This window comes from Neobacillus thermocopriae, assembly GCF_010975035.1.
Taxonomy (GTDB): domain Bacteria; phylum Bacillota; class Bacilli; order Bacillales; family Cytobacillaceae; genus Neobacillus; species Neobacillus thermocopriae.
Map to the genome: position 1 here is coordinate 206,991 of NZ_JAAIUV010000003.1, position 17,214 is coordinate 224,204.

Below are 17,214 nucleotides of genomic sequence, written 5' to 3' on the forward strand. Positions count from 1 at the left end.
AATATTTTTTCAAACGAGATGAATAACCTACAAATATTACATACTACCTAAAAAGGGGGAATTTTGATGACACAAACAAAGTTTGACCCTAAAGTGTTATCGGTTCTTGAAGATAAAATCCAATTAATTAAAACAGAGGAAGGCGCAATTTACTTAGTCGGTCCTATTCGTCTCCCAGTCAATTTATATGGTGAGACGGTCGTATTCCAGTGGTACTGCTGGTTAAATTGTAGCGAAGTAACGGAGAATTTTGAAAAAATTATTGATAAACTCTCATCCATTAATTTGGCTGAAATGCAACAATCCAGTGTTTTGGTGTATGGGGATTTTGCATTTGCTGATGATGCCATTATCCGAATGCATTCGATTTGCCACACAGGTGACATTTTTGGTAGTAAGCGATGTGATTGTGGCTATCAACTGAAACAGTCTATGAAAATGATTGTTGAGCATGGAACGGGAGCTTTATTCTACTTAGCCAATCACGAAGGCCGCGGTATTGGCTTATTCAGTAAAGCGATGGCTTACATTTTACAGGAAAATAATTATGATACCGTTGAAGCCAACCATGCTCTTGGTTTTGTTGATGATGCCAGAAACTATAATGATGCGATTCAAGTCTTAAAAGCATTACGGTCAAAACCAGTTTGCCTTGTGACAAACAACCCGAAAAAATTAGCTGCTTTAAAAGATGCAGGTTTGCCAGTTTCAGGAAGAAAACCGCTTTGGGGGGATGTTTCCGAATATAACGAAAAATATTTGCAAACAAAGATTGAGCGCTCTGGCCATATTAAGGATGAGGGGTTCTGCCCAAATGAATAATCATGAATTTTATATGGATCTAGCGTTACAAAATGCCCAGGCGATGAAGGGACAAACCGATCCCAATCCATTAGTAGGCGCTGTCATTGTGAATCATAATCGAATCGTTGGTGTGGGGGCTCACTTAAAAGCAGGCGAACCTCATGCGGAAATTCATGCCTTAAGGATGGCTGGTGACAAAGCAAGAGGTGGTACGATTTATGTGACTCTCGAGCCATGTTCTCATCATGGTAGGACTGGCCCATGTGCGGTGGCACTAGTGGAAGCGGGGATCAAAAAGGTTGTCATTGCAACACTGGATCCCAATCCGATTGTCGCTGGCAATGGGGTGAAAATCCTTAAGGATGCAGGAATCGAAGTAGTAATTGGGGTTAGAGAAGAGGAATCCCGAAAAATGAACGAGGTGTTTAATAAGTTCATCGTTCAGAAAAAGCCTTTTGTTACTTTAAAGGCTGGAATTACTTTGGATGGAAAAATCGCTACCCACACCTCTGACAGCAAGTGGATTACGTCAGAAGAAGCGAGATTAGATGTACACCACCTACGAAATGAACATATGGCGATTCTTGTTGGGGTGAACACGGTTATAAAGGATAATCCGGAATTAACAGCGCGTATCCCGAATGGTCGAAACCCTATCCGTGTGATCTTAGATTCCACGTTAAAAATTCCATTAGAATCAAAGGTAGTTACGGATAACTTAGCAGAGACATGGATTTTTACAAGCAAAAATTATGATGAAGACAAGAAGAAAACGCTGGAATCATTAGGGATTAAAGTTTTTCATACGAATGGGATGAAACAGGTGGACCCAAATGATGTTGTCAAAATTTTAGGGGAACATTTGATTTCTTCTTTATTAATTGAAGGTGGAGGAGCCGTTAATGCTTCTTTCCTGGAGAATCAATTAATTGATAAAGTAGTCTTATATTTTGCACCAAAGTTAGTGGGCGGCCAACATGCCCCGACGTTCCTGGAAGGAGCTGGGGTTGAGATGATGCGGGATGCGGTTGAGCTTGCCGACGGTTCCTTTGAGAAAATCGGCCGAGATTTCAAATTTGTCGGCTACCCGATATATCATAAATGAGGGAATGTTCAATGAAATTTGGTTTTGATATTGATGATACATTAATAAATTTGCGGGAACATGCTTTTCATCTATACAATAAAAAACTAAATCAAAACGTTCCGATTGAGGTTTTTCAATCACTAAACCGTGTGGAAATCCACGAACCTTTTGGGCTTTCAGATGAAGAAGGGAAACACATGTGGAATCGTTCATTAGAGGAGATCTATTACACTTCATGTCCTCCTTTTCCCGATGCCCTTGAAACACTGCAACAATTAGACAAACAGGGGCATGAAATTTTCTATATTACTTCGAGGCCAGCCGAACACGGAGAGAGAACGAAAGAATGGATGAAACAAACCGGTTTTCCTGTCGTGGATGAAAGATTTTTCTATGGGATGAAAGACCACGAAAAGGTAGAAATCATCAAACAATTAAATCTAGATTATTACTTTGATGATAAACCAGATGTGCTAAATACACTTCTCAACGAATCTGTGAAAGTCATTATTAAAGATCAATCTTATAACCGGCATATCGACTTACCGCGAATGGTACATTGGAAGGAATTTAAAAATATAATCAAATAGGGAGCTTGGGCGATTGGAGCCCGGCTCTTTTTTTATGGAAAGGGGACAGTGGCAAAGTGGAATCAAACACCAAAAATGGAGGGACGAAGATACAAAATGTTCTTTAAAGGAGTGATAAAGTCCTTAATTTATTAAAGAAAAGCTACCTAATCTAAAAAATTTAAAAGGAAGGACTGCTTCAATTCAAGAAATAAAACAATAAATATGGTTATGGATTAAAATTAGCCCTAAAGAACTTAACTACTAATACAATCAAAATAATCAAGGTATTTAAATTCTTAAAAAGATATTGATTATTAAAAAGTAATCCGCTTATTACAAACTAAGTAAGCTTTATAAATTGAAGAGAACGGTTTTCATAACCGTTCTCATTCACCTTTTACATATGATGGGGATGCCATAATTTCTATTTGGCGATTTCATTTTATCCCTTTCTTTCAGTAGTCTTTAAATGGTAATAAATACTTACAAGGGTTTCATTACCACACAATTTGAAGTATCGCTTATATTTTTCATGAAAGGTGTACCAGAAAATTAGGTTAACAATCATTAAAATGTTGATTATTATATCAGAATAATCATTTAGTAATTCCTTATTGAAAGATAAAATTATTAATAATGTAAATTGTAAAAAACAAATAAATGATAATGATCGATAAAAATTATATTTTGCTAAAAATGTATCATTCATATTTTTTAAGTTTTCATGATATATGATTATTTTTGAAAGCTTATAAATGGAATACCATTTGGTCGGGAAATTCGTATCATATCTTTCATTAATAATTCGTAATGATTCCTCAAGCAAAGGTTTATTATCTTTTTCATACCATTCTGTTCCGAAAACAAATATAACTTTTAAATTATGATGGAAAAATTTATAAAACGATTTAATAAAATCCATTACGAATTTTTTAAAATCAGGGTTAATATCTTTAAAAAGGTCCCCAATTTTTAGAAAACTGATCAAAGCTCTAATATTTTTCCATAACCATGAAATAATAAATGAAAATATTTTATTAAAAAATTGGTCAAAAATAATGCTGAAAAACCAATAAAATACCTTTGACATAATTTTAATAACATGGCCAATTAGATAAGAATTGAAAATGACAAAGACAACAAATAGCCAAATATGTTTTTTTAGCACTTCTTCCATTTTTAAATATATCTTAAAAAAAGCAATTTTATTTAATACATCGAGTATATCACTTAGAGCTTGACCAGAAATTAGAAATAACGAAGTAAAGATAATCCCTGTAACGAATACGATTCCTGGAATTAGCAACCCCATTATGTCAAAAAAATAAATTTCAATTTTCTCCCACATATTTCCTCCTCGTTTTTTTATTTCCTTATACATTTAATCTCTTTTTTTCGATATATTCAATAAATATAAATTTAAATTTGATTTTTTATACATAAGGCTACTCGGAACGCAGATCAAAAACAAAAAAATAATTAATATTTATTTCCTTCAAGGGTTATTATTCGAATTTTTTTAAATATAATCTCACTTCACAATGTGTTTATTTGTGATGTTACAACTGTGATAAAACATTTTGGAAATCTATGGTTTCATAATGTGCTAGAGTTGTAATTCTCCCTAAGTCCGAGGTCTTACTTCTCGAAGCAGGAATCAAACGCGTTCAAGTCGAATGGACAGAAGGGGTAATTAAAAATACAGATCAACGATCGGTAGGAGTGGGTAACATGGATTTTCTTTTAAAAAAAGTTTTTGTCGGGCAACCAAAAACGGTTGGAACAAAAGATGCGGTCCATCCAATGGATCGAGAATGGACGAGTGCCATTTTTAAAGAGCCGGTTAAAGGACCAGTTTGGGTCGGAAAAACGGGCCTAGCTGGGGATGGGCAATTTGATTTGCAGCATCATGGAGGTCCTGAAAAAGCGGTATTTGCTTATTCAGTCGAAAATTATACTTATTGGCAAAAGGAACTTGGAAAACTAGAGATTGGACCCGGTGGTATGGGAGAGAATTTCCTTATGGAAAATGTAACGGAAGACATGATTTCGATTGGTGATACCTTTCAGATTGGTGAAGCCGTTGTTCAAGTTTCCCAGCCGCGTCAGCCATGCTGGAAGCCAGCCCGTCGTTTTAAAATCAAAACTTTTGCCCTGCTTATACAAAATACGGGGAGAACCGGCTGGTATTTCCGTGTACTTGAAGAAGGACAGGTAAAAGAGGAGCAAACTTTTAAATTGGTAGAACGACCTTGTCCACAGTGGACCATTCAAAAATGCAATCAAATCCTTCATGCGAAAAATCCGGACTTTGAAGAGATGCGCAAATTAGCCCATTGCGAATTTCTTGCACCCGGAATGCGGGAAACATTAGTGACACGGGTTGAAAAAAGGATACATCCGGATATTACGAATAGGGTATATGGTCCCAATTTATAAACTAAAAAGACAAGCCTTGTAAGGTACAAAACCATGAAGGGTACATCCAGAGAGTCAGCAATTGTCGTTGATGTAAGGACATTCACATATAGCCCTCTTTTATGAATTATATTTTATGAAATAAAGGTCAGAAGCTATTATTCTTGTTATTTGGCGGAAAAAAGGACTGGATTTGGGCGTTCGATCATCCAGCCCTTTACACACTGCCAAATAATAATTTTATAGGATCTTTTCAGAAAGTTATTGATTTTTTTTAATGACCATATTAAGATTTCTTAAAAAGTAATCCTATAGAGTTAATCGGAATTAGGTATAAGCCTTTTTATTAAATTGGGCTATGAAATAAAGATGTACCTATGGATACGTGACCATGAATTGGTTACTGCATATATTTATACAAAACTAAATTAGGTAGTTTCCCAGAAACAGAGGGATTTATTTTTAGCCATGAATGTTGACTGGATTACTCAACATTAGGAGGAGGAGAAATGAAGGTATCAAGTAAAGGGGAATACGCATTAAGAGCTTTAATTTTATTAGGAAATTCTCAAGGAAGTGTTTTGAGCATACAGGAAATTTCAGATAAAACCCTTGTAAGCATACATTACCTGGAGCAAATCCTTCTCCAATTAAAAAAGATGGGGTATGTAACAAGTAAGAGAGGTGTAAAAGGTGGCTATATGTTGCACAAGAAAGCTGCTGAAATTCATTTGGGTGAAGTTATCCGGGATTTAGAAGGGCCTTTGTCTCCGATGGCCTGTGCATCTATTACCAAATATGAACCATGTCCTTTAGAGGAGGGATGTCAATTAAAGCCATTATGGTCATTAATCAGAGATACCATTGCTTACGTTCTAGAGCGAACGACACTGGAAGATTTGTTGGAAAACCGAATTTTACTGCAAAAAGGAGAGGATTTTGTTGTCGTTAAGAGGACATCTTGATCAACAAGTAATGGATAAGATTGCTAGCCTATTGGAAGGATTAGAATTTGGAACCGTCCAAATAACTGTCCATGATTCACAAATCACTCAGATTGATCGATTAGAAAAACATCGGCTGCCATTACAAAAGAAAAGTAGCCAACTCACCAATCAACAGAAAAAAAGATGAATAGATGCCGATCGGACAACCGAAGGCCCTTTAGTTCCTTGTATATGACGATGTACAAGTAAAACTAATGGGCTTTTTTTATTGCAAAAAAGCCTGTTTATATCAATAAAAGGGTAATACAAAAAGTGATCATAACAGTCAATAGGGGGAGTACCATATGTTGAAAAAAATCTGGATTACACTATTTTCAACCCTGTTAATGCTAGGTGCAGCAGGATGCTCAAACCAAACCAACAATCAAGCAAATGGAACAGAAGATAAAAAATCTACCAAAAAAACAATCGAGTTATTAAATGTCTCGTATGACCCAACACGCGAATTATACGAGGAATTTAACAAAAGCTTTGCCTCCTACTGGGAGAAAGAAACTGGACAAAAAGTAACCATCAACCAGTCTCATGGTGGATCAGGAAAGCAGTCCCGTTCCGTCATTGATGGACTCGAGGCAGACATTGTAACACTGGCACTCGCCTATGATATTGATGCCATTGCGGAAGCGGGAAAACTTTCGAAGGATTGGCAAGAGAGACTGGCAGACAATAGTTCCCCATATACTTCAACGATTGTCTTCTTAGTCCGAAAAGGCAATCCAAAGGGAATTAAAGATTGGGATGATCTTATCAAAAAAGGTGTTTCCGTAATTACACCTAATCCGAAAACATCTGGAGGAGCAAGATGGAATTACTTAGCAGCCTGGGGGTATGCTTTAGAGAAAAATAATGGAGATGAACAAAAAGCAAAAGAATTTGTTGAGAAGCTCTTTAAAAACGTACCTGTACTAGATTCTGGAGCCAGGGGTTCGACTACCACATTTGTTGAACGAGGAATCGGAGATGTGTTGATTGCATGGGAAAATGAAGCTTACCTTGCTATCAATGAACTGGGAAAAGACCAGTTTGAAATCGTGAACCCATCCGTCAGTATTTTGGCAGAGCCTCCGGTAGCCGTTGTGGATAAAATGGCCAAAAAGCACGGAACGGAAAAAGTGGCCAATGCTTACCTTGAGTATTTGTATTCAAAAGATGGCCAAGAAATTGCCGCAAAAAATTATTATCGTCCACGTGATCCAAAAGTAGCTGAAATGTATGCCAGTCAATTCCCTGAGATTAAACTATTTACGATTGATGAGGTATTTGGCGGCTGGAAAAAGGCACAAAAAACGCATTTTGACGATGGAGGAATTTTTGATCAAATTTATCAACCATAAGGAAAGGTTTGGAAGAATGGAGAGACGTACACATGGTTATTCAGTCAAAACGACGAAGGGTGTTACCCGGATTTGGCCTCTCCATGGGGTATACCCTTATTTATCTAAGTTTCATTGTCTTGATTCCGATTGCTGTACTTTTTGTCAAAGCAAGTACGATAAGTTTTTCGGAATTTTGGGAGATCGTGACCGATAAAAGAGTGATGGATTCCTATAAATTGACTTTTTATACTTCCTTTCTTGCGGCGGTGGTGAACGCAATATTTGGAACACTTATTGCTTGGGTTCTAGTGAGATATCATTTTTATGGCAAGCGTTTCGTTGATGCCCTTGTTGATCTGCCATTTGCCCTACCAACGGCTGTTGCTGGAATCGCGCTTACCGCGATATATGCACCCAATGGATGGATTGGTCAATATTTTGAGGAATTTGGGATTAAGATTGCTTATACCCAAATAGGGATCATGATTGCTTTAACTTTTATCGGGTTCCCTTTTGTGGTTCGTTCAGTTCAACCTGTTTTGCAAGATTTGGATCGACAGTATGAGGAAGCGGCCGCCACTCTAGGGGCTAGTTCTTCCCAAATCTTTTTCAAGATTATTCTTCCTTCCATTATTCCCTCCGTGTTGACTGGCTTTGCACTAGCATTTGCCAGAGCCTTGGGGGAATATGGTTCGGTAGTATTCATTGCCGGCAATATGCCGATGAAAACGGAAATAGTTCCCCTGCTGATTATAACCAAGCTGGAGCAATATGACTATAGCGGTGCTGCCGTTATTGCTGCTGTCATGTTGGTTATCTCCTTCCTTCTCTTATTTTTGATTAATTTTTGGCAGTGGAGAACGGCTAGAAAACATCAAGTGTCCTAGAGGAGTTTGGATAACATGATAGCTAAAGAACCACTCAATGTAAAACGTGTAGGAGCTGGCCGCATCCCGTTGGCTCCGATCAGAAAATGGTTGTTAATTGGAACTGCCTTAGGGTTCTTAGGGGTTTTTATCCTCATACCGTTGCTCGTTGTTTTTACAGAAGCCCTGAAAAAGGGAATCGAGTTATACTTCGCTGCCCTGAAGGATGTGGATGCCCTTGCAGCGATAAAGTTAACACTGATGACAGCTGCCATTGTGGTTCCGCTTAATGCCATTTTTGGTGTCATTGCTGCATGGGCCATTGCGAAATTCGAGTTTAAAGGAAAAAATATCTTGATTACCCTCATCGATATTCCTTTTGCCGTCTCCCCTGTCATTGCTGGCCTTGTGTTTGTCTTATTGTTCGGCTCTCAAGGAGTATTTGGTCCCTTCCTTGAAACAAACAATATAAAAATCATTTTTAGTATACCTGGAATCGTACTTGCAACCATTTTTGTTACTTTTCCATTTGTTGTCCGTGAATTAATACCGATGATGCAAGAACAAGGAAGCGAAGAGGAAGAGGCTGCCATTACCCTTGGTGCTAGTGGATGGCAAATGTTTTTCCGAGTTACACTTCCCAATATGAAATGGGGATTGTTGTATGGCCTTATTTTATGTAATGCCCGTGCGATGGGAGAGTTTGGCGCTGTATCCGTTGTATCAGGACATATTAGAGGATTAACCAATACCGTCCCACTGCATGTGGAAATTTTATATAACGAGTATCATTTTTCTGCTGCCTTTGCGGTTGCCTCCTTATTGGCTCTGCTGGCGCTAGTGACTTTAGTGTTAAAAAGCCTTGTTGAATGGAAAACAAGGAAAAACGGATAAGAGGAGGAGACTGAAGATGGGGATCAAGATTCGTAATGTAACAAAAGCATTCGGCACCTATACAGCCATTCAAGATATTAATTTACAAATACAAAAAGGAGATTTTGTCGCGTTATTAGGGCCATCTGGTTCAGGTAAAACAACTCTTCTGAGGCTGATTGCTGGGCTGGAAAACTTGGATGCCGGAAAAATATTTTTTAATGGGATTGATTATACGGCTAAAACTGTAAAAGAACGGAAAGTTGGTTTTGTTTTTCAGCATTATGCCCTGTTTAAACATATGACGATTTTTGAAAATGTCGCCTTTGGGTTAAAGGTAAAGCCTCGAAAAATACGTCCAACGAAGAAGGAAATAAAGGAAAAAGTAATGGAATTGTTAAAGTTCGTTCAGTTGGAACATTTAGCAGATCGCTATCCGGCTCAGCTTTCCGGAGGACAAAGGCAAAGGATTGCCTTAGCAAGGGCTCTTGCTGTTGAGCCGGAGGTACTCCTTTTAGACGAACCATTTGGAGCATTGGATGCTAAAGTACGTCAAGAGCTCCGCCGCTGGTTAAGAGAAATCCATCAAAAGCTTAACATTACGACCATTTTTGTTACGCACGACCAAGAGGAAGCGTTAGAAATGGCGGATACGGTTGTGATTATGAACCATGGAAAAATTGAACAAATTGGCTCACCAGAAGAAGTATATGAAAAACCAGCCAATGCATTTGTTTATAGCTTTTTAGGCAAAGTGAATGAATTCAAGGGAGAATCTTTGGTAACGAATTTTCCGCATGTAAAGGGGACGGAAGAAGCGGTTGGATATATTAGGCCGCATGAAATTGTTTTGCACCAGCAATCTAATGAAAACAGCATACCAGCAGTAGTGATCCATATTAATAAGGCCGGTTCAACGGTCCGATTTGAACTGAAAAGGCTGGATACGGATGAATTATTTGAGGTCGAAATGACGAGCGATCATTACAAGAAGCAGGGTCCCTTTCATAAAGGAGAAATCTTATATGCCGAGTTTAAAAACATCGTACTGTTTGATAGGAAAACGAACTCCATTCAAACAGAGAAAAACGTACAGGGAGAGGTTGTTTCAGCGATTTCTTCCTACATGTCATAGAGGCTGAAAAAGCCTCTTTTTCTATGGGGGAGGAGAGTGAATATTTCTCTTGAGGAATCACACCCATTCCTCCTTATTCTCTTTCCTTTTATCTATTAACCTTTTCTGCGTGATCAGTCTTAGGTCTTATCTTAATATCAATCGGAGGACTATTATCCTTCTCATCGCTGTTCTATAGAATGAAATTGATGCAATGAAAAGGGGAGCAGTGTTGAGGAGGAATCAAAATGGAAGTGTATGTTTTGCTTACAGATACAAAGACGACGTTATCGAAGACTATCGGCTTATTTACAAAACAATCCTTGAATCATGTATCTATTTCATTTGATCCACAATTAAGAGAAATATATAGTTTTGGACGGAAGAAACCCAATAACCCATTTTTAGGAGGGTTTATAAGGGAACAGATTAACCAAGATTTGTTTGAAAATGCGATTGGTGCGGTATATAGGTGTTTAGTCACGGAGGAGCAATTTCAAAGAATGAAAAAGTTTGTGCAAGCTATAGAGAAGGAGCGACACAGCTACCGATATAATTTTATCGGTTTATTCGGGGTGTTGTTTAATCAACCAATCAAGCGGGAAAAGGCTTATTTCTGCTCGCAATTTGTATCTGCTGTTTTTCAGAGTGGAGATGTTATCATTGCAGACAAACCGGACATGCTTGTCACTCCCAATGATTTTACAAACTGTCCTCATCTCCAACTCGTTTATGAAGGACCACTAAGTGATTATCCTCTAGCTCATCGAAAAATTCCAAAGGGACAGCCATCGTCATTGAATGTATTTAGTTCTGTCGGGTAAATCATACAAACTTCCCTCCATCATTCTCCTACTGAATGCTCCTTGCTTTTTTTGTAAATTACCAAACACCCCTATATGAAAAAAATCCAAGAACGTAATACGGTAATCAATGGTTAGGTGCGAAAAAGGGAATAATGAAAAAACATCGTGAAGGTTTGAAGGGATTTCATTGAAGGTAAAGAATAAACAAAATAGATTTTCCATCACATTTTTTACCATGAGACGAGGAGTGTTCCTTTATGACAAATAGCAGAAAAAATCCTAAGGTCGATGAATGTTTAAAGAATACGAAAAAGTGGAAGGAAGAGTTTGAGAAGTTAAGAGAAATGGCCCTTGACTGTGAATTGACGGAAGAATTAAAGTGGAGGCTTCCTTGCTACACGTTTGAGAAAAAGAATATCGTTATCATTCAGGGATTTAAAGAATATTGTGCATTGATGTTTTTTAAAGGTGCTTTGTTAAAAGATGCCGATAGGATTCTAATCCAACCTGGGGAGAATAGTCAGGCACAGCGCCAAATTCGGTTTACTAGTATCCAAGAAATAGCTGAAATGGAAACGACCGTGAAAAACTATATTCATGAAGCGATTGAAGTCGAAAAATCCGGTTTGGAAGTGAAGTTAAAAAGAACGGATGAATATGACATGCCTAAAGAACTTCTAAATAAATTCGATGAAAACTCCGCCTTAAAATCAGCATTTGAAGCATTGACACCAGGACGGCAAAGACAGTATATCCTTTATTTTTCACAAGCCAAACAATCCAAAACGCGGGAGTCAAGGATTCAAAAATGTATGGAGAAGATTCTTAATGGGAAGGGGTTAAAAGATATATAAAAAAGATGAAAAAAGTATTTGGATGGGCTATTCCAGCAATAGGTCGGGGAACGGACTTCTGGAATGCCCATTTTTTATATGTAGAAAAGGATCAATCTCCTATTTGTTAGACTCCATCTTTCTTCCCTCTACTTTTTCATTTTGACCTACGATAAGTAAACATCGACTCGCCTTTCGGGGCTCATCGTGTTTCTTATATCTCAGTTGGAGAGCTCCACAAGGAAGGCTTCGGAAGCATCCACATCGCACGACCGAAAGCGGTAGCTTTTGGGAGGAAGCCATACGCCGCTGACCAGGGCGTTTCCACTTATCTGATTTGTATTTTTTTACATGAATTCACTTGTTTGGGGAATATTGAAATTATGGAATACTTCATTTTTTGAGTGGAGGTTAATGAAATGGAGAAGGTTAGTCAGGCGAGGCTTACGTCAGCAGAGATTACATCTCTTTGGACATCTTATGTCAATGATTGTGCAATTTTATGTAAAGCGAAATATTTTTTATCCACTGTGGAGGATCCAGAGGTCAAATCCCTATTAGAACATGCGAATAAACTTATTCACGGGAATCTTAGTGCGCTCACTGAAATTTTCAATAGAGAGAAGTATCCGATTCCATATGGATTTAAACTGGATGAGGATGTGGATGTCAATGCCCCCAAATTATTTTCAGACGCTTATATATTAAATTACCTCCATGAAGCGGCCAAAATTGCACTGCAAGGTCATTGTATGAGTCTGAGCTTATCTGCGAGGGCAGATGTATACAGTTTTTTTAGTGAATGTATCACTCAATTAAACCATTTTATTAGAGAGGTAAAAGAGCTTTTATTATCCAAAGGTCTTTATATTCGGCATCCCTATTTACCCACCCCAGACGGCATTGATTTTGTCAAAAAGGACAACTTTTTGAAAGGTTTTTTAGGTGAAAGAAGACCATTATGTGGATCAGAAATTACAAATCTTTTTTCTAATCTCCAAAAAAATGCTTTTGGAATGGCAACATTAATAGGATTTAGTCAAGTAGCTCAGTCAAAAGAAGTAACCGAATACTTCCTAAGGGGAAAAGAAATTGCGAAGAAGCATTGTGAAATTTTTTCATCCATCCTTAGAAAAGAGGATCTTCCTTTTTCTATGGACTGGACTTCTGAAGTGACTGAATCAACAACTTATACCTTTTCGGATAAATTAATGATGTATTTTACAACTACCCTTAATGCTCTTAGTATAGGTTTTTATGGTACAAGTATCGCCATGAGTCCTAGAAGAGATTTAGGAGTGCACTATGTAAAGTTATCAGCTGAAGTGGCAAAGTATGCGGAGGATGGAGCGAAAATCATGATTAAAAATGGATGGATGGAACAGCCTCCTATGGCTGCTGATCGGAATGAATTAGCAAGGCAGTAAGAATAAAACAGGAACAAACACAATGGGAGTGAAACAATCACTTCCTTTTTTTGAGCAAGTTGTAGCCTTTTTTTTAAAAAACTAAAAGGAACACTCTGTCATTAAGGAATTTTTCTTATAGGGTAAAAATGGTAGAATAGAGAGAGACAAATGAATAGGTAATGGCACCTATACATTAAGAAGATGAATGGAAATGACAAGGAAGGATGTCTATTTATAAAGGGAGGAAGGGCTAAGGATGGATTTCGAAACGGTGATGCAAGAACTTGAAGCACTCGGTAAAGAAAGTTTGAAAAAGAGGTACATAAACAATGGGGCACACGAGCCGCTTTTTGGAGTAGCTACAGGTGCCATGAAGCCGCTTGCAAAAAAGATTAAAAAAAATCAGCCATTGGCCGAGAAACTTTACGCCACTGGAAATTATGATGCCATGTATTTTGCAGGGATCATAGCGGACCCAATGATTATGACTGAAGCCGATTTTGAACGCTGGATGGATGGAGCCTATTTCTATATGCTGTCCGATTATGTGGTGGCTGTCACTTTGTCAGAAACAAATATGGCGCAAAAAGTGGCGGATAAATGGATTGCAAGTGGGGATGAACTCAGAATGTCGGCAGGTTGGAGCTGTTATTGTTGGCTGTTAGGTAGCCGCAAGGACAGTGAGTTTAGTGAAAGCAAAATTGCTCGTATGCTTGACCAAGTGGAAAAAACGATTCATGATGCTCCCGAGCGAACGAAAGTGGCGATGAATCTTTTTATTTACACTGTCGCGATTTCATACCTTCCTCTCCATGAGAAGGCTGTGGAAACGGCAAAAGCCGTTGGTCCAGTTGAAATCAAAAAGGACAAGAAAAAAAGTAGTGTTTTAAATGCACTTGAAAATATTCAAAAGGAAATAGATAGAGGGAGACTTGGCTTCAAGCGGAAATATGTAAGGTGTTAGAATGAGTAGGGAGATTTAACTTAAAAAAGAGCATTACCCTATTCATTTATAATTGTTTAGAGAAAGGATTTATAGGAATAGCGTAAAAAAATCGAAACCGGGCAATGCCTGGTTTTATTGTTTTTAAAAAGTGTCTAGCATAAAAGACTAACAATCAGTCAGCAAACACATGGGATCATTGCTTTTTCTTGCTCTTAGTTAGAGCGTCCCACTAGGAAGGGCTTGGGAGCATAGATAACTCTCACGACTAAAGTGATTGAATTTTCAGAGAGTCATATACGTAATCAGGATAATTGAGCTTTACTGATTTTGATATTAAATGGATGAATCGTATGGATTCATTTGGCTGCTCGTTTACTCAAAAATGGAAAAAATATTGACATTGAAAATCATTATCAATTATTATGATAACAATAGGTTGTTGAAAATCGTTTTCAATTAGGAGGCGGTTGGAATGAAAATGTTTATTGGGTATGTGAGCCTGTCTGGAAATACAGAAGAAATGGCCAATATCCTAAAAAATACCCTTCTTTCAAAAGGGTGTGAAGCTGATATGGAAAGCCTTGAAACGGTAGAAGTACAAAGCCTTCTAGACTATGATTGTATCTTTATTGGAACCTATACATGGGGGGACGGTGACCTTCCATATGAGGCAGAAGATTTTTATCATGAGTTACTTGAGTATCACTTAACTGGTCAAAATGCGGCATGCTTCGGATCAGGCGATCATGCCTATCCAAATTTTTGTGCCGCTGTTGATACGATCTCTCATCAGTTGATTCAATGCGGGTGTAACGTTTTTCCGGAGAGCTTGAAAATAGAACTAGATCCACAAACAGAGGATAAAATTCGCCAATGCCAGCAATTTGCCCAATCCGTGTATGAGTGGGTTTTGCTGAAAAAGGAAATGAACCAAAGGGTAAAGCAATACTTTCTATAAATGGTGTTCTTTACAGATGGCTGCTACCCTATTTCCGTAGAATGAAAGAATCAGACAATCATGTTAAAACGGCAACTTGTCATATATATCTTTTCTATTTCAAAATCTATGGTTCATAAATAGGCTTTTGACTTTAAAAAAATAAATTTATACTAATGATTGTAAGGAGGATATTAAAAAATGACACACTCTATGAGATTACGTTTCCCAACTTTGAACCAGTAATTGAATACGGTCAAAGGCTCTGCTTGTGTATGCAGAGTAATGGGAGGAGTCTGTCCTTTTTTAATAGTCTTCATTTTTATCAATATCATGAATAGAAGAAAGGCAGATTGGTATGCCTTTTTATTTTTTATAGACAGCTTATTCGCTTCACCTTTTCCGAATAGGATAGGGGTATTCCCTTTACTCTGTATCGCAGGCAGCTAGCCTGTGATTTTTTATTTTAACAGTGAAAGCGGGAGGGAAGCGTCCATGCAGTTTTTATTATTTTTTTGATATTGATACGAGCTTGAACTGAGGCTCGTATCGGTCTCGCTACCGATACGAAATCATAACAATTTCGGGAGGTAGCAAAAATGGAACAAATTTGTTTTGAATTACAAAATGTGGAAGTGATTTATTTAGATAAAGAAATTTTTAAGATTGAACGATTGGCAGTACACCAATTTGACCGCATTGGTATCGTTGGTAAAAATGGTGCAGGGAAAAGTACTTTAATAAAGGTACTTGCGGGTATGGTGCAGCCAACAGCAGGGAAAGTGAACCGTTTCGTTGATTTTGGATATTTTGAGCAAGTGGAAGCTCCCTCCATCAAAGAAGCGGATCCGTCCTTACTTGGAAAATTGCATGTTCCTCAACAATCTGTTCAGTTAAGTGGCGGAGAGCAAACAAGGCTGAAGCTGGCTCAATTGTTTACTCATTATTACGAAGCGCTATTATTGGACGAACCAACCACTCACTTGGATCAAGAGGGTATATCTTTTTTACTGGATGAATTACGGTATTATTATGGAGCATTGATTGTCATTAGTCATGACCGTGCCTTGTTGGATGAACTTGTCACTACAATTTGGGAAGTAGATGGGGGAAAAATCAACATTTATTCAGGTAATTATAGTGATTACATGGCTCAAAAACAATTAGAACGTGAACAACAGCTCCAAGCTCGCGAACAATACTTGAAAGAAAAAAGCCGGCTGGAAAAAGCAGCTCAGGAAAAAATGAAAAAAGCGGAAAAAATTGTTCAGGCAGGCAGCATGTCTAAAAAAGAAGCGAATGCCAAACCGAATAAGATGTATATGACAAAATCAAAAGGCACGAGCCAAAAAGCTGTCCAGCGTGCTGCAAAAGCTATTGAACATCGGATGGAAAAGCTTAAGGTAGTGGAAGCCGTACAAGAAGAAAGGCCCATTCAATTCCGTCAATCGAAGGCGCTTGAATTGCATAATAAATTTCCCGTTATGGCCAACAGACTAACACTTCGTGTTCAGGATCAAGTGCTATTGGATGAAGTAAGTTTCCAAATACCTTTAGGTAAGAAAATTGCTATTACCGGCAGCAATGGTTGCGGGAAAAGTACCTTGTTGCACCATATTGCCCATAAGGGAAATGGATTAACCATATCACCAAAAGCTCAGTTTGGATATTTTCGTCAAATGAGTTATCAATTTATGAATGATGAAACGGTTTTACAATTTTTGAAAAATCGTTCAGAATATGATGAAGGATTTCTACGTAGTGTTTTACATTCGATGCAGTTTGTCGGTACGGATTTAGTAAAAAGTGTGAAGTCATTAAGTGGAGGAGAGGCTATTCGCCTTCAACTTTGTCAGTTGTTCCTTGGGGAATACAACATTTTGTTATTAGATGAACCAACTAATTTCTTAGATATTCATGCGATTGAAGCATTAGAACGGTTTATCTCTGCCTATGAAGGTACAATCTTATTTGTATCCCACGATAAGCAATTTATAAAAAATGTCGCTGACGTAAACTTTCATATTGTTGACAAAAAATTGATCCAAAGGTGATAGGGGAGAAGAAAATAAAAAAAGCCTCTGACGGGAATGAATCCGTAAAATGTACCCTATAAGATGGACACTTTGAAAAAAGTCCTTCTTGTAGGGTACTTTTGTTTATAATGAGAAAAAAGATGTTGGAGCGGAACTAGAATGACGAAGAGACTATTAACGAAAAAAGAAC

General features: G+C 37.8%; 18 protein-coding genes. 17 read left to right on the forward strand and 1 reads right to left on the reverse strand.

Annotated features, from left to right (window positions below):
* The first annotated feature begins 66 nt into the window (after positions 1-66).
* From G4Z05_RS03540 to G4Z05_RS03550, 3 genes are read left to right on the forward strand one after another with little or no spacing between them, the layout of a single operon-like run.
* Complete coding sequence (locus tag G4Z05_RS03540; protein ID WP_038539296.1) at positions 67-822, forward strand: GTP cyclohydrolase II; 756 nt, start codon at positions 67-69, stop codon at positions 820-822.
* Positions 815-1,909 carry a bifunctional diaminohydroxyphosphoribosylaminopyrimidine deaminase/5-amino-6-(5-phosphoribosylamino)uracil reductase RibD gene (gene ribD, locus G4Z05_RS03545; RefSeq protein ID WP_163250489.1) on the forward strand — a complete coding sequence of 365 codons (1,095 nt, stop codon included), beginning with the start codon at positions 815-817 and terminating at the stop codon, positions 1,907-1,909. Before G4Z05_RS03540 ends, ribD begins: the two co-directional genes overlap by 8 nt.
* 11 nt (positions 1,910-1,920) lie before the next feature.
* On the forward strand, positions 1,921-2,481 hold the full coding sequence (locus G4Z05_RS03550; protein WP_163250490.1) for a 5' nucleotidase, NT5C type: 561 nt from the start codon (positions 1,921-1,923) through the stop codon (positions 2,479-2,481).
* Positions 2,482-2,905: 424 nt separating this feature from the next.
* Here G4Z05_RS03550 and G4Z05_RS03555 read toward each other — a convergent pair whose 3' ends face one another.
* Entirely contained in the window at positions 2,906-3,811 is a 906-nt protein-coding gene (locus G4Z05_RS03555) for a hypothetical protein (RefSeq protein ID WP_163250491.1), read from the reverse strand.
* A gap of 383 nt (positions 3,812-4,194) precedes the next feature.
* On the opposite strand from G4Z05_RS03555, the gene G4Z05_RS03560 reads away from it, so the two are divergent.
* The 14 genes from G4Z05_RS03560 to G4Z05_RS03625 all read left to right on the forward strand — a co-directional run bounded on the left by G4Z05_RS03560 (position 4,195) and on the right by G4Z05_RS03625 (position 17,042).
* Entirely contained in the window at positions 4,195-4,902 is a 708-nt protein-coding gene (locus tag G4Z05_RS03560) for an MOSC domain-containing protein (RefSeq protein WP_163250492.1), read from the forward strand.
* A 488-nt stretch (positions 4,903-5,390) separates the two neighbouring features.
* A complete protein-coding gene (locus G4Z05_RS03565) occupies positions 5,391-5,846 on the forward strand; it encodes an RrF2 family transcriptional regulator (RefSeq protein WP_163250493.1) in 456 nt (151 codons plus the stop codon).
* A gap of 10 nt (positions 5,847-5,856) precedes the next feature.
* A complete protein-coding gene (locus G4Z05_RS03570; protein WP_163250514.1) occupies positions 5,857-6,015 on the forward strand; it encodes a YezD family protein in 159 nt (52 codons plus the stop codon).
* Positions 6,016-6,172: 157 nt separating this feature from the next.
* Complete coding sequence (locus G4Z05_RS03575; protein ID WP_163250494.1) at positions 6,173-7,222, forward strand: sulfate ABC transporter substrate-binding protein; 1,050 nt, start codon at positions 6,173-6,175, stop codon at positions 7,220-7,222.
* A 32-nt stretch (positions 7,223-7,254) separates the two neighbouring features.
* On the forward strand, positions 7,255-8,091 hold the full coding sequence (gene cysT / locus G4Z05_RS03580) for a sulfate ABC transporter permease subunit CysT (protein ID WP_163250495.1): 837 nt from the start codon (positions 7,255-7,257) through the stop codon (positions 8,089-8,091).
* Between the two features lie 15 nt (positions 8,092-8,106).
* On the forward strand, positions 8,107-8,964 hold the full coding sequence (gene cysW / locus G4Z05_RS03585) for a sulfate ABC transporter permease subunit CysW (protein WP_163250496.1): 858 nt from the start codon (positions 8,107-8,109) through the stop codon (positions 8,962-8,964).
* Between the two features lie 16 nt (positions 8,965-8,980).
* Positions 8,981-10,078, forward strand: a complete 1,098-nt coding sequence (locus G4Z05_RS03590) for a sulfate/molybdate ABC transporter ATP-binding protein (protein WP_163250497.1) — start codon at positions 8,981-8,983, stop codon at positions 10,076-10,078.
* A 227-nt stretch (positions 10,079-10,305) separates the two neighbouring features.
* Positions 10,306-10,881, forward strand: a complete 576-nt coding sequence (locus tag G4Z05_RS03595; RefSeq protein ID WP_205597424.1) for a hypothetical protein — start codon at positions 10,306-10,308, stop codon at positions 10,879-10,881.
* 239 nt (positions 10,882-11,120) lie between these two features.
* Positions 11,121-11,717: a YdeI/OmpD-associated family protein gene (locus G4Z05_RS03600; protein ID WP_163250498.1), complete on the forward strand. Its 597-nt coding sequence runs from the start codon at positions 11,121-11,123 to the stop codon at positions 11,715-11,717.
* Between the two features lie 398 nt (positions 11,718-12,115).
* Positions 12,116-13,123 (forward strand): DUF3231 family protein, encoded by a 1,008-nt coding sequence (locus G4Z05_RS03605; RefSeq protein ID WP_163250499.1) that lies wholly within the window; start codon positions 12,116-12,118, stop codon positions 13,121-13,123.
* A 238-nt stretch (positions 13,124-13,361) separates the two neighbouring features.
* Entirely contained in the window at positions 13,362-14,069 is a 708-nt protein-coding gene (locus G4Z05_RS03610) for a DNA alkylation repair protein (RefSeq protein WP_163250500.1), read from the forward strand.
* A 454-nt stretch (positions 14,070-14,523) separates the two neighbouring features.
* Entirely contained in the window at positions 14,524-15,009 is a 486-nt protein-coding gene (locus tag G4Z05_RS03615; protein WP_163250501.1) for a flavodoxin, read from the forward strand.
* 180 nt (positions 15,010-15,189) lie between these two features.
* Positions 15,190-15,234: an erythromycin resistance leader peptide gene (locus tag G4Z05_RS16690; RefSeq protein WP_105980607.1), complete on the forward strand. Its 45-nt coding sequence runs from the start codon at positions 15,190-15,192 to the stop codon at positions 15,232-15,234.
* Positions 15,235-15,587: 353 nt separating this feature from the next.
* Positions 15,588-17,042 carry an Msr family ABC-F type ribosomal protection protein gene (locus tag G4Z05_RS03625; protein ID WP_163250502.1) on the forward strand — a complete coding sequence of 485 codons (1,455 nt, stop codon included), beginning with the start codon at positions 15,588-15,590 and terminating at the stop codon, positions 17,040-17,042.
* The last annotated feature ends 172 nt before the right edge of the window (positions 17,043-17,214 follow it).